At 61.5% G+C, this 14,519-nt stretch carries 8 protein-coding genes; all 8 read left to right on the top strand.

Going from position 1 to position 14,519, the window contains the following annotated elements; translation table 11 throughout:
* Nucleotides 1–5,015: type I secretion C-terminal target domain-containing protein (locus C7H85_RS20280; RefSeq protein WP_146140489.1), on the top strand; the 5,015-nt coding region annotated here is incomplete at its 5' end.
* A gap of 208 nt (nucleotides 5,016–5,223) precedes the next feature.
* Entirely contained in the window at nucleotides 5,224–7,365 is a 2,142-nt protein-coding gene (locus C7H85_RS19150; RefSeq protein ID WP_106731314.1) for a type I secretion system permease/ATPase, read from the top strand.
* On the top strand, nucleotides 7,358–8,743 hold the full coding sequence (locus C7H85_RS19155) for an HlyD family type I secretion periplasmic adaptor subunit (RefSeq protein WP_106731315.1): 1,386 nt from the start codon (nucleotides 7,358–7,360) through the stop codon (nucleotides 8,741–8,743). The genes C7H85_RS19150 and C7H85_RS19155 overlap by 8 nt, the downstream gene beginning before the upstream one ends.
* Nucleotides 8,744–8,764: 21 nt before the next feature.
* The gene (locus C7H85_RS19160; RefSeq protein ID WP_106731316.1) at nucleotides 8,765–10,066 is read left to right on the top strand and encodes a TolC family outer membrane protein; all 1,302 of its coding nucleotides are present in this window, start codon (nucleotides 8,765–8,767) and stop codon (nucleotides 10,064–10,066) included.
* Nucleotides 10,067–10,083: 17 nt separating this feature from the next.
* Complete coding sequence (locus C7H85_RS19165) at nucleotides 10,084–10,671, top strand: OmpA family protein (protein WP_106731317.1); 588 nt, start codon at nucleotides 10,084–10,086, stop codon at nucleotides 10,669–10,671.
* Between the two features lie 62 nt (nucleotides 10,672–10,733).
* Nucleotides 10,734–11,381, top strand: a complete 648-nt coding sequence (locus C7H85_RS19170) for a transglutaminase-like cysteine peptidase (protein ID WP_106731319.1) — start codon at nucleotides 10,734–10,736, stop codon at nucleotides 11,379–11,381.
* 1 nt (nucleotide 11,382) lies between these two features.
* On the top strand, nucleotides 11,383–13,293 hold the full coding sequence (locus tag C7H85_RS19175; protein WP_106731318.1) for an EAL domain-containing protein: 1,911 nt from the start codon (nucleotides 11,383–11,385) through the stop codon (nucleotides 13,291–13,293).
* A 124-nt stretch (nucleotides 13,294–13,417) separates the two neighbouring features.
* Nucleotides 13,418–14,519: retention module-containing protein (locus C7H85_RS19180; protein ID WP_146140490.1), on the top strand; the 1,102-nt coding region annotated here is incomplete at its 3' end.

A 14,519-nucleotide genomic window follows, 5' to 3' on the forward strand; every position in this document is an offset into this window, starting at 1 on the left:
CCACCACCCTGCGCTTCAGCCTGGGCGGCGACATCGCGGCGGACGACGTGGGCACCCCGACGGTGACCATCGGCGGCGAGGCGGTGGCGGTGACCGATCTCGGTGACGGCCGCTACAGCGTGAGCGTGCCGGCGGGCACCACCGACGGCATCCGGGTGTCGGTGCCGACGGTGGACGACGCGGTGTTCGAGGGCGAGGAGCAACTGGTGCTGAGCGCGAGCCTGAGCGGCGAGAGCGCCAGCGGCACCCCGCTGCCGGCGGGCATGGAGGACAGCGGGGTGGCCACCCTCACCGATCTGGACGACGGCGAGCAGCCGAACCCGGGGGCGGACGAGCCGGTCCTGACCGTGGCCGACGCCGGTCGGGTCGAGGAAGGGGCGGTGGCGACCTTCGCCATCCGCCTGGACAAGGCGGTGGATAACGCCACCACCCTGCGCTTCAGCCTGGGCGGCGACATCGCGGCGGACGACGTGGGCACCCCGACGGTGACCATCGGCGGCGAGGCGGTGGCGGTGACCGATCTCGGTGACGGCCGCTACAGCGTGAGCGTGCCGGCGGGCACCACCGACGGCATCCGGGTGTCGGTGCCGACGGTGGACGACGCGGTGTTCGAGGGCGAGGAGCAACTGGTGCTGAGCGCGAGCCTGAGCGGCGAGAGCGCCAGCGGCACCCCGCTGCCGGCGGGCATGGAGGACAGCGGGGTGGCCACCCTCACCGATCTGGACGACGGCGAGCAGCCGAACCCGGGGGCGGACGAGCCGGTCCTGACCGTGGCCGACGCCGGCCGGGTCGAGGAAGGGGCGGTGGCGACTTTCGCCATCCGCCTGGACAAGGCGGTGGATAACGCCACCACCCTGCGCTTCAGCCTGGGCGGCGACATCGCGGCGGACGACGTGGGCACCCCGACGGTGACCATCGGCGGCGAGGCGGTGGCGGTGACCGATCTCGGTGACGGCCGCTACAGCGTGAGCGTGCCGGCGGGCACCACCGACGGCATCCGGGTGTCGGTGCCGACGGTGGACGACGCGGTGTTCGAGGGCGAGGAGCAACTGGTGCTGAGCGCGAGCCTGAGCGGCGAAAGCGCCAGCGGCACCCCGCTGCCGGCGGGCATGGAGGACAGCGGGGTGGCCACCCTCACCGATCTGGACGACGGCGAGCAGCCGAACCCGGGGGCGGACGAGCCGGTCCTGACCGTGGCCGACGCCGGCCGGGTCGAGGAAGGGGCGGTGGCGACTTTCGCCATCCGCCTGGACAAGGCGGTGGATAACGCCACCACCCTGCGCTTCAGCCTGGGCGGCGACATTGTGGCGGACGACGTGGGCACCCCGACGGTGACCATCAACGGGGCGGCGGTGGCGGTGACCGATCTTGGTGACGGCCGTTACAGCGTGAGCGTGCCGGCGGGCACCACCGACGGCATCTGGGTGTCGGTGCCGACGGTGGACGACGCGGTGTTCGAGGGCGAGGAGCAACTGGTGCTGAGCGCGAGCCTGAGCGGCGAAAGCGCCAGCGGCACCCCGCTGCCGGCGGGCATGGAGGACAGCGGGGTGGCCACCCTCACCGATCTGGACGACGGCGAGCAGCCGAACCCGGGGGCGGACGAGCCGGTCCTGACCGTGGCCGACGCCGGCCGGGTCGAGGAAGGGGCGGTGGCGACTTTCGCCATCCGCCTGGACAAGGCGGTGGATAACGCCACCACCCTGCGCTTCAGCCTGGGCGGCGACATTGCGGCGGACGACGTGGGCACCCCGACGGTGACCATCGGCGGCGAGGCGGTGGCGGTGACCGATCTCGGTGACGGCCGCTACAGCGTGAGCGTGCCGGCGGGCACCACCGACGGCATCCGGGTGTCGGTGCCGACGGTGGACGACGCGGTGTTCGAGGGCGAGGAGCAACTGGTGCTGAGCGCGAGCCTGAGCGGCGAAAGCGCCAGCGGCACCCCGCTGCCGGCGGGCATGGAAGACAGCGGCAGCGCCGTGATAATAGACAATGAAGAAATAGTGACGGTGAATATATCCGAGGAGGGCTTGCCCCAGGGCATTCCGGATACTGTGGGGAATACCGATCAAACCGACTCGGCAACGGTTTCCGGACGGCTGAGTATCCATAACCCCAGTGGAAATAGTCATATCTTTGCCCTGAGTCCACCCATCGAAATACTGAGCTCGGGTGGGCAGGATATCGTCTGGGTTGGCGAAGGCACCAATATCCTGGTGGGTTATGCCGGTTCGGGAACAGACCCGGCCGACGAGGTGCTTCGTGTTGCCATTGACAGTGAGGGACAGTACTCGATTCAGCTGTCTAAGCCGCTGGATCATCATGATGCCGGGGTTGAAGACACTCTGGAGCTGGATTTCGGGGTAACGGTGTTCGATGGCAGCAACAGCAGCGAGGCCGTGGTCACCCTGGTGGTGGAAGACGATATGCCCGTGGCCTTCAACCAGGTCGCCGCCTTCGATTACCTGGATGAACCGGGCAATGTGGCACCGGTCGTGGTCAATACCAGCAACAGCCTGTTGGGGCTGGTGGATGTCAATTTGCTCAGCATCCTGGGTTTCGGCACTGAAAAAGCGGTTTATGTGTGGGATGTCAACGATAATCTGGCTTCCGCGACTATTACGCTCGACCGCAGCGTGTTGGCCAACTTGCTTCCCGGTGTTGGAACCGCGCTGCAAGGAGTCTTGAACATCCTGCTGGGAGCCATGGAACCCATGGTAAACGGCCGTATTGCCGGTGAGTTGGGGCTCAACATATCCAATGATGAGACCATAACCCAGGCCACCCTGAGCATTCAACCGGGAGCCGGTGAAACCGTCATCGACAACCAGGAAATCAATGAATTGCTGACCAGCCTTCATTTTCCGATGGACGGTGTGGTGCCGACCCTGTTGAACCTGCTGGGGTTACCTTCTACCACCCTCAAGATCGCGTTGTTGCAATCCACGGTGATCACGGCCGTCGATACCGAAGGAGCCAGCACAACCCATGTGCTGTCGGATCTGATCGATCTTGATCTGCTTGACTGGTTCGACAATGACGACGGGATTATCGAGGGAACCGCGGGCAGCAATACCCGCAATGGTGACTCAAACGACAACTCCCTCTACGGCTACGGCGGGGGGGATACCCTCCGGGGGGGGGGTGGTGACGATCTGCTGCGTGGCGGCGCCGGCGATGATGAACTGGACGGCGGCGCCGGCAATGACCTGCTCAATGGCGGCCGGGGCAACGATACCCTGGCCGGCGGCGGCGGAGCCAATGTCTTCCAGTGGAGCCGGGGGGATATCGACGGTACCGGCACCGAGCGGGACACCGTGACCGACTTTACGGCGGGCCCGGGCGGCGATGTACTGGATTTGCGCCAGTTGCTGCAGGGGGAGAGCTACCTCGGCAGCGATACCGGCAACCTGGGCGCTTATCTGCGTTTCCGGTTGGTCGGCGACCATACCGAGATCGATGTCAGCGTCTCCGGCAACGTGGGCTCGGCGGTGGATCAGGTGATAGTGCTGCGCAATCTCGACCTGGTCAGCGGGCGCAGCCAGGAGCAGATCCTGCAGACCCTGTTGCGGGACGGCAACCTGCTGACCGACCATGAGTCGCTGACCGGACAGATGCTCGAAGGCAACCTGGCGCTGCAGGGTTTCGGGGCCGACGGGGGATTTGTGCACTCACTGGTGCTGGGGGGAGCCGGCTACCACTACGATCCGGATACCAATACGGTGACGGCCAGCAATGGCGCAGTCCTCAACTATGAGTCAGCCAGCCATTGGCTGCACCTGATGGTTGAGCAGGGGCAGCTCAGCCTCAACCTGGAGACGGGGGCCTATCGTTTTTATCCCGCCTACGAGGCGGATGCCGATCTCAAGCTCAACTACACCCTGGAGGATGGTGACGGCGACCGGGCGTCGGCGGCCCTGTGGCTGCAGTCGAATATGGCCCCGGCCGACAATCATGCGCCGGTGGCCATGGCCGATGATGACAACCTGCTGGGCCTGATCGACGTATCGGCGCTGGGGCTTATCAACCTGGGCAACCGTCAGGCCTTCGCTGCCGCGGATATCGACAACAACCTCAAGCAGGTAAGGATCCGTTACCAGGGACTGCTGGCGGTGACCCTGGGTGATTTTACCCTGACCGCATCCGCCGCCATGGCCACGGAACTGGGGCTGAACCTGAGCATCGAGAACGAAGACATGATCGATGTGCTCAGTCTGGTGAAGATTGGCTCCACTTCCACCCTGACGATCACGGCCCTGGATGGGGGCAGTATCGATAACCAGGCGGTGAACGAATTACTGGGCACCGTCGAGTTCGAGCAATTGGGGATCGATGTCAATGTACTCAATGCCACCACCATTACCGCCACCGACACCGGTGGACTGAACGACAGCGATGTCACCGGCTCGCTGGCCGATGCCGATGTACTCGACCAACTGCTGTATACGCCGCAGCAGCGCGGTATTCAGGAAGGGGATGACACGGCAAATACGTTGACCGGCGGCGAGGGCGATGACCGGCTCTACGGTTATGGCGGGGACGATGTGCTCGACGGCGGTGCCGGTAATGACCTGCTGCGTGGTGGAGAGGGCAGGGACACCCTGTACGGCGGGAGCGGCAACGATATCCTGGTGGGGGGCGCGGATGATGACCTGCTGTATGGCGGTGAAGGTGGGGATCTGTTCCAGTGGCGGCAGGGGGACGGTGGCGGTGCCGGCCGGCCGAGCCTGGACGTGATCAAGGATTTCAACGCCGGCGAAGATGTGATCGACCTGCGCGATTTGCTGGTGAATGAAACCGACGCGACACTCGAGCAGTATCTCAGGTTGGACACGGCGACCTCATCCCTGTTGATCAGCAGTTCGGGAGAGTTGTCTGCCGATGGCGGCAACGCCGACCTGGTCATCAGACTGGAGCAGGGTGGTGCTCCGTTCGATTTGTCCGGCTATGGTCCGACTTCCTCGGAGATCCTGAACAGCCTGCTCGATGAAGGCATCATCAAGATTGACCATCACTGAGCGTGGCCCGCCACCCTGGCGGTGGCGGATATCGACCCTGTCCGGCCGGTGCATTTACGGTCGGATTGATCGTGAAATTAAATTCCGAATGAATCCTTCATGATCGGGGGTTTGACTATAATTTATAAAAAAATGAAGCAGATAGCTTCTGGAACGAACGAGTCTAACTAGACTTAGACCTAACATCGGGCGAGAGCACAAGACACGGATGCATGATATCAACGCGGTGGTTCAGGACCCTTTGCTGGAAAGCCTGGTGTTCCTGACCAAGTTCCATGGTCATCCCCATCAGGGGGAGGCGCTGATCAACGGGTTGCCGCTGGCCGACGGCAAACTCACCCCTTTGCTGTTCTCCCGCGCGGCAGACCGAGCCGAGCTGTCGGTGCGTTTTCATCAGCAACCGCTGTCCGGACTGTCGGAGTTGCTGTTGCCCTGCATCCTGCTGCTGCACGACGGTGACGCCTGTGTCCTGCTCGAGAGAGAAGGCGAGCAGGCCAAGGTCATGCTGCCGGCCACCGGCGAGGGGGAACACTGGCTGGCGTCGGACAGGCTCGAGGCCTTGTATTCGGGCAGCCTGTTCCTGGTCAAACCGAAATTCCGCTACGACGAGCGCTCGCCGCAAACCTTGCACCATCATGGCGGACACTGGTTCTGGGGCACTATCTGGCAATCCACCAGCATTTACCGGGATGTATTGGTGGCTTCGTTGCTGATCAACCTGTTCGCGGTGGTGACCCCACTCTTCACCATGAACGTGTACGATAAGATAGTGCCGAACCTGGCTTTTGACTCGCTCTGGGTGCTGGCCATCGGGGCCGCCATCGTGTTCATGTTCGACTTCCTGATGCGGATGCTGCGCAGCTACTTTATCGACGTGGCGGGCAAAAAGTCGGATGTGCTGCTGTCTGCCCAGATCTTTTCCAAGGTGATGGGCATGCGAATGGAGGCCCGGCCGCCCTCTACCGGCGCCTTCGCCAAGCATCTGCAGGAATTCGAGTCTATTCGTGACTTTCTGACCTCGGCGACGGTATCGACCCTGGTCGACATTCCGTTTACCGTTATTTTCCTGCTGGTGATCTGGATCTTTGCCGGCCCCATGGTGCTGGTGCCCATCATTGCCGTGTTGGTTCTGACGCTGTACAGCCTGCTGGTGCAGCGCCCCCTGCGTCAGAGCATCGAAGAGGGTTCCCGCCTCGCCTCCCAGAAAAACGCCAACTTGGTGGAGGGCATCGCCGGGTTGGAAACCATCAAGCTGTTTGGCGCCCAGGGTACCTTCCAGCATCGCTGGGAGCAGGCGGTCAGCCATATGGCGACCTGGGGCATTACGACCCGCAAGCTGACCAACTCGGTATCCACCCTGGCCAACGTGGCCCAGCAGTTCACCACCATCGCGCTGATTATCTACGGGGTCTACCTGATCGCCGGCGGCAGCCTGTCGATGGGCGGGCTTATCGCCGCCGTGATGCTCAGCGGGCGCGCCATTGCTCCCATGGTACAACTGTCCGTGCTGTCGACCCGCTATAACCAGGCCAGGTCGGCGATGTCGATCCTGGAGCAGATCATGGCTTCCCCCGACGAGCAGGAGAGCGGGCGCCGTTATGTCCACCATCCGGCGTTCAGGGGGGATATCGAGCTGGACAAGGTGTCCTTCAAGTACCCTGGCAGTGAGCACAATGTCATCAGCCAGATATCACTGAAGATCCAGGCGGGGGAAAAGGTCGCGATCATCGGTCGCATCGGTTCCGGCAAAACCACCCTGGAACGGTTGCTGGTGGGGCTGTACCGGCCCACGGAGGGAGCCATCCGCATCGATGGTATCGATATCGGGCAACTGCAACCGGCGGCCCTGCGCCGCAATATCGGTTGTGTTCCCCAGGATGTGACCCTGTTTTTTGGCTCTATCCGCGACAATATCGTTATCGCCAATCCGCTGGCGGACGAGAGCCGGGTGCTGCGGGCGGCCCAGCGTGCCGGGGTGACGCTGTTCACCAACCGGGATCCGCAAGGGCTGGATCGCCAGGTGGGAGAAGGAGGGCGGCAATTATCGGGCGGGCAGCGCCAGGCGATTGCCATTGCCCGGGCCTTGATCAGCGATCCGCCGATGCTGATCCTCGATGAGCCGACCTCGAACATGGACAACCGTTCGGAGTCCTATATTCGCCTGGAACTGGAAAAGCTCGGCAACCAGGCGACCTTGCTGTTGATCACGCACCGTACCTCGATGCTGGAGGTGGTCGATCGCATCATCGTGCTGGAGCAGGGCGTGGTGGTGGCGGACGGACCCAAGCAGCAGGTGTTGCAGCAGTTGAAAACCGGCAAGGTAAGAGCGCAGGAGGCCGCCCATGGCTAAGCCGTCATTGCCTCCCGAATTGCTCGACTACAGCCGGGATACCGCCGCCGCGGTACTGCTCACCACCCCCAGGCGGGCCCGGCTGCTGCTGTGGTCGATGTTGCTTTTTGTCACCGTCGCCATCGTCTGGGCCAACTTCGCCTACCTGGACGAGGTGACCTCGGGGCAGGGCAAGGTCATTCCGTCGCAGCAGCTGCAGGTGGTGTCCAACCTTGAGGGGGGCATAGTGCGGGAACTGTACATCCGCGAAGGACAGCAGGTCGACAAGGACCAGCCGCTGCTGCTGATCGACGACACCCGCTTCCGCTCCGACTTACGAGAGCGGGGGCAGGAGATCGCCGCGCTGCAGGGCGACATCATCCGGCTGAGGGCGGAGGTGAACAGCGTGGTGATCGATGATGACCCGGCCCTAGCCTGGCGAGAGCAGGTGAAACTCCGGGTTGAACCGCTGCTGTTTTCCGACGAGTTCCAGCAGCAATACCCGGGGCAGTCCGAGGTGCAGCAGGCCGTGTTCAGCGAGCGGGTGGGCTATATCAACAACCAGTTGTCCATTCTCGGGCAGCAGATCGAGCAGCGCGAGCAGGAGATCATCGAAACCAACTCCCGGATCCGGACCCTGCAGCGAGGGGTGTCCCTGGCTTCCCGGGAGGTTGACATCAGCCGCCCGCTGGCACGGGAAGGCATAGTGCCCGAGGTCGAGATCCTGCGTCTCGAACGCCAGCTCAACGAGATGCAGGGCGAGCTGGAATCAACCCGGCTGCTGATCCCCAAGCTGAACGCCTCGCTCAGGGAGAATATCTTCAAGCGCAAGGAAATTGCCCTGACCTTCAGGTCAGAAGCCCAGAAAGAGCTGAGCGAGCGGCGCAGCCGCCAGGCCCAGTTGCGGGAAGGAGAAGTCGGCTTGCAGGATCGGGTGCAGCGAACCCTGGTCACGGCCCCGCTCAAGGGCACGGTCAAGACCCTGCGGGTCAATACCGTGGGCGGAGTTATCCAGCCGGGGATGGATCTGATCGAAATAGTGCCGCTGGAAGACACCCTGCTGGTGGAGGCGAGGATCCTGCCCAAGGACATCGGCTTCCTGCGCCCGGGGCTCGCGGCCATGGTCAAATTCACCGCTTATGATTTTACCATTTACGGGGGATTGCGCGGAGAGGTGGAGAAGATCAGTGCCGACTCCATCCAGGATGAAGAGGGCAACACTTTTTACCTGGCTACCATCCGCACCGAGGAGAGTTTTCTGGGAACCGAGCAGGCACCGTTGCTGATCATTCCCGGGATGCAGGCGGGAGTCGACATTATCACCGGTAAAAAAACGGTGTTGGACTATTTGTTAAAACCCATTCTAAGAGCCAAACAAAACGCTCTGCGAGAGCGTTGATATAACGAAAAGGAAATCACTATGAAACACTCTACAGTTGCTGCTTTGGTACTGACGGCGTTATGGCTGCCGAGCCAGGCCCATTCTCAAACCCTGGAGGAAGCGGTCACGCAGGCGTTGATGACTCACCCACGGGTGAAGGAAAGCTTTCACCTCTACCAGTCCCGGCAATATGACCAGGATGCGGCCTTTGCCGGTTACCTGCCCAGGCTGGACGCCAGTGCCGGTGTCGGTTACGAGCGTACCGACACCCCGACCATCGACGATGAAAGCCTGACCCGCAGGGAAACGGGATTGTCGTTGCGGCAAATGCTGTTCGACGGTTTCAAGACCTCGAGCAATGTGGGGCGGACCGAAGCGGAAGCCGAGGCTCAGCGCTATACCGTGCTGACCACGGCCGAAAATGTCGCCCTCGACGTGGCGGAGGCCTATCTTGACCTGCTGCGCCATGCGGAAATTGTGGAGCTGTCCCGGCTGAATCTGGAAACCCATGAGCAGATCATGTCGGACATCCAGAAGCGGACCGACTCGGGTCTGGGCTCCAGTGCCGATTTTACCCAGATACAGGGCCGGGTCGCCCGGGCCTATGCCAACATGACATCGGCGGAAAACAACCTGCGAGACGCGGAAAGCCGCTTTATCTCCCTGGTCAACCAGGCGCCGGCGGAGCTGCGCCAGCCTCGTCCCGACGCCAACTACATGCCCGCCACCCTGGACGATGCCCTGGCCAAGGCCCAGGAAAGTCACCCGACCCTGACCTCGGCATCCTTCGACGTGGAAGCGGCACGCTATCAGTATGAAGACGCCAAAGCCGCGTTCTACCCCACCCTGGCGGTCGAAGTGGACCAGAACTGGAATGATAATATCGACGGCATCGAAGGGCGTAACGACAACCTGACCGCCATGCTCCGGATGCGCTACAACCTGTTCAACGGCGGTGGCGACGTGGCACGGAGCCGCTCGGCCTCGGCACTGGAAATGCAGGCGAAAGACATCCATATGAACGCCCACCGGCAGGTGAGCGAGGGAACCCGGCTGGCCTGGGCGGCCTACGAGACCCTGGGCCGGCAGAAGGATTTTCTGCGTCAGCATGTGGAGGCCAGCTACCGGACGGTGGAAGCCTACAAGAAGCAGTTCACCCTGGGCGACCGCACCCTGCTGGACGTGCTGAACACGGAGAACGAGCTGTTCGAGGCCCGCCGTTCCTATATCGAGGCGGAGCACGATCATCTGCTGGCCGAGTACCGTATCATGAATGCAACCGGCCAGTTGCTTGATGCCCTGCGCTTTACCCAGCCGGCACAATGGGCTGCCAACCACTGAAGACGAGGGATTCGATCATGAAAACATGGATGCTAGTCGCGTTATTATTGTCTCTGGCCGGCTGTACCCTGACCGCCGAGCCGGAGCAGGAGACGGTCGCCGCTTACGATCTGACCGATCCCGACTGGGATGGGGTGATCAATGCCCGGGAGCAGTGTGCCGATACGCCGGAAGGGGCGGAGGTGGACAACGATGGTTGCCAGGGCGGCATGACCCAGGCATTGCGGCAGGACCTGATGATCCTGTTCGCCCATGACAGCGCCGTCATCACCCCCCAGTATCGGAATATCCTCGAGGAGATGGCCGCCTTCATGAACGAGCATCCCGAGCAGCGCCTGCTGCTGGAAGGGCATGCCAGCCAGGTCGGGGCCGCCGACTACAATGTCGCCCTGTCCAAACGGCGGGCCGAAGCGGTACGAGGGGCACTGATCGAGGCCGGGATCGGCAGCGCCAGGCTGGATATCATCGGTTATGGTGAGACGCAGCCGATACTGATGGGCGAAGGCGAGCAGGCCGCCGCCGCCAACCGGCGGGTCGTCGGCGCCTTGACCAGCTCCCGTGACGGTATCCGGATGCGCTGGACCGTCTATAGCGTCGAAGGTTGAGCTTGGCGTTATTCGGACCCGGAGCGAGGGTGACGGTTGTCCCCTTGGTGAGCGGGCTGGCCATGCTTTTATTAGCGGCATTGCCGGCCCGTTCATTAAATCAGGATGATAACGAAATGGTATCGACGGTGACCGGGTTTTATGGCGCCGAAGCGGGCCGGCGGGCGAGTGGCTGGCGGCAGCTGATCCGTGAAGGCCAGGAGAGCGGCTGGAGTGAACGGGATACGCTGAGCCGGGTGAACCGTTTTTTCAACCGGTTGCATTTTATCGATGATATCAAGCTGTGGGGGAAGGAAGACTATTGGGCCACCCCCCTGGAAATGCTGGGCGCCGGCGGGGGAGACTGTGAGGATTTCAGTATCGCCAAATATTTTTCCTTGCTGGAGTTGGGGGTCGATGATGAAAAATTGCGCCTGGTCTATGTCAAGGCATTACGCTTGAACCAGTTTCACATGGTGGTGGCATATTATCCGGCGCCTTCATCGGTTCCTCTTATTCTCGATAACCTGGAGGGAACCATTCGCCCGGCAACCCAGAGGTCAGACTTACAGCCTGTATACAGTTTTAATGGTCAGCACCTGTGGCTGATGAAGGAACGGGGCAGGGGAGAACTGGCCGGCCAGGCATCCCGCTTGTCCTTGTGGAATGATTTACGCAGCCGCTTTGGTGTCAATCGCCTGAACAGGCCAACAATGGATCTGGATCGCTAATATGACTTTATACCGACAGATACTGGTGACCATGCTATTGCTGTTTGCCGTGCTTTTTGTAACCGCATACACGGTCCAGTTTAACTCGACCCGGCAATATCTGGCCGAGCAGCAGTATACCAATGTGGTCAATACGGTGACCTCCCTGGGCCTGGCACTTACCCCCTATCTTGAAACCAGTGACAGCGTGGGGGCCGAATCGGTGATCAACGCCATTTTTGATGGCGGTTTCTATCGCAAGGTACAGCTTGATCTGTTGGCGGCCGACAGCCATATCGTGCGAGAGCATAGCGGCCAGCCCAGGCAGGTACCCGCCTGGTTCATGGATTTGCAGCTGTTCGATGAGGTGAGCCACGAAGCGGTGCTGACCTCCGGCTGGCTGCAACTGGGCAAACTCTATGTGGAAGGACATCCGGGGCCGGCCTATTACGAGTTATGGCGTGGGATGAGCAAACTGGCCAGCTGGTTTGTGGTGTGTTTTATCGTGACCTGGCTGTTGCTGGTAGCTGCGCTTCGCTTTCTGCTCAAGCCGCTCTCTCTTATCCGGCAGCAGGCAAAGGAAATTGAACTGCATCACTTTGGCAAATCCATTCCCGTTCCTGCCACCAGAGAATTAAAGGATGTGGTGGTGGCGATAAACAACATGGCCGGCATGCTGGAAGTGCAATTCAGGGAGCAGGCCGATGAAGCAGAGCGCCTGAGGCAACGCGCCTTCCTGGATGAAACGTCCGGTCTGGGAAACAGGGCTTACTTCGTCTCCCAGGCCTCCTCCTGGATATCGGAGGGCATACAGGGCTCGGTTGCCCTGGTCGCAGTCGATATACTGGAAAAGGTTTACCAGGATGAAGGTTTTTCCTCCCGGGATCGCATGGTCAGGGCAATAGCAGAAAACCTGCAACGCATTTGCAAGCGCTATGGTGACTACACCCTCGCCAGGATCTCGGCCGATGAATACGCCATTCTGCTGCCCGAGACGGACGGCGAACGTTTGCTGGCCCTGGGCAATGAAATCAATCAATCGGTTTCCGAGCTGATCGTCAACCCGGTCGGGGGAGCCGAGCTGTCGGTCATCGGTATGGTGGTGATCAGCCGGGGGGATACGGTATCCGGTCTGCTGACCGCCGCGGACAATGCGCTCAATAAGGCCAGAATGCGCCAGGATGGCGGTATCGTCGTCGAGCAGGATAAAGTCGAGGGAGCTATCGGTCGCCTCGCCTGGAAACAACTGGTGGAAAACGCGATCCGGACCGACAGTTTCGCGTTATCGGTACAGAAGGTCATGAATTTCACCGGTGAAACCTTCCATCGCGAGCTCTATGTCGGCATGGAAAGTGATGGGGTCAAATACAGTGCCGGACAATTTATGCCGGTGGTAGAGCAGTTCAAGCTGGGGGTTGAGCTTGATATGCATATCCTTCGGCAGGCGTTGCAGATGTTGGCTGCCGACGCCGCATTGAAGCTGGCGATCAACCTGACCAAACAGAGTTGTGCCAGCAGTACCTTCTGGCGGCAGGCGGGCGAATTGTTGCAGCAATACCGCCCGGTACTTTCCCGACTGGCTTTCGAATTGCCGGAGAGCCTGTTTGTGAACCATCCGGAAGTGGTCAACGAATATATCGGGCAGCTGGATGTGGCCTGGGGGATCGATCACTTTGGCCGGCATTTCGATATGCTGGGCAAACTTTCGATGCTCAGGCCCAGTTATGTAAAAATAGACCACGCCTACACCAGCCAGGTGATGGAAGAGCACTACGACGATGCCTTCCTGGCCGCGGTGTGCCGGGCAGCTCACAATATCGGGGCCCTCACCATCGCCACCAGGGTGGAGAGCCGGGACCAGGTTGACAGACTGTCCCGCTTGCACATCGATGCTTACCAGGGGTTTATCAGTCCAATAGAGCCCCTCGGCTGAGAACATTTCGATTTTTTAGGTATATCGGACGGCAGGCTGACCTCCTGTCGCCGATTTTTTGCGCATGACCTGCTCCTGAGCCCCCCCTAGACTTGTATTAAAACCACAAGGAGGTGGATTCGCCATGGACACTCTCACGCTCAGCACCGCACTCAAGGTTTCCGATATCCAGGGCACGGCCTATGCCGTATTGCAGGACGGTACCCTTGAACCGATTGAAATCGGTAAAGTTTACCCTGCCGGCACCGTATTCCTGGTGGATACCAATACCCGCCTGCAATACCTGAATGCAGATGACGCTACCGAAGATACAAGCAGTACGGAAGTGCTGGCAGTGGCAGGGCAGGCGCCTTTGGCGGGAGAGGTTGGCGAGCTGCAGGCCGCGATTCTGGCGGGGATAGATCCGACCACCCTGTTCGAGGCCACCGCTGCCGGCCCGGCCGCCGGTGCGGATACGCCGGTCGCCACCCCGGGGGACGGTAGCGGCAACGGCGGCTTTATCGTGGTCAGCCGGGTCGGGGGTTTTACCCAGCCGGAAGCGGGGTTTGATACCAGTTTTGCCCAGGCCACGGTGGCTGAAGTGAGCGAGGAGCCTGGGTTGGTCGCCGAACCCGAGACCGGGGTGGACAGCCAGCCGACACTGGACATTACCTATGATCCCCCCGCCACCGATCCGGAGACGCCTCCTGTTTTCCCGGGGCGGGTCAGCGGTACCTTCGGCTGGGTCGACGAGAGTGCCCTGAGCGGCGGCAGCCAGGAAAGCTCAAACAACGAAAGCACCAGCGGGGCCCTGATCATTGGTGTCGGAGGGGACGGGCTGGCACTGGTGGAGGTGCTCGATGCCGGCGGTAACTGGATAGATGTGACCAGCGGCGGCACTGTAGCCGGTCTGCATGGGGTCTTGCAGATAAACCCCGATTTTACCTGGGTTTATACCCTGACCGGACCGGCGGAACACCCTCTGGCCGGACAGGTATTCGAACTGGACAATCTCAGCGATCTGTTCCAGGTCAGGGTGACGGATGACGATGGGGATTCCTCCACCGCCAGCCTCGAAGTCCTGGTCAACGACGACGGTCCGCAGGCCGCGGACGACAGGGCCGGCCAGGCGAATGAAAACGAGCCGGTCACCATTGACGTGTTCGCCAACGACAGCGCGGGGGCGGACGGCGTCGACCTGGCCAGCGGCGTGGCGCTGGTGGCGGGCAGCCTCACCGGCAGTGGCA

The organism is Zobellella endophytica (assembly GCF_003012775.1).
Taxonomy (GTDB): Bacteria; Pseudomonadota; Gammaproteobacteria; order Enterobacterales; family Aeromonadaceae; genus Oceanimonas; species Oceanimonas endophytica.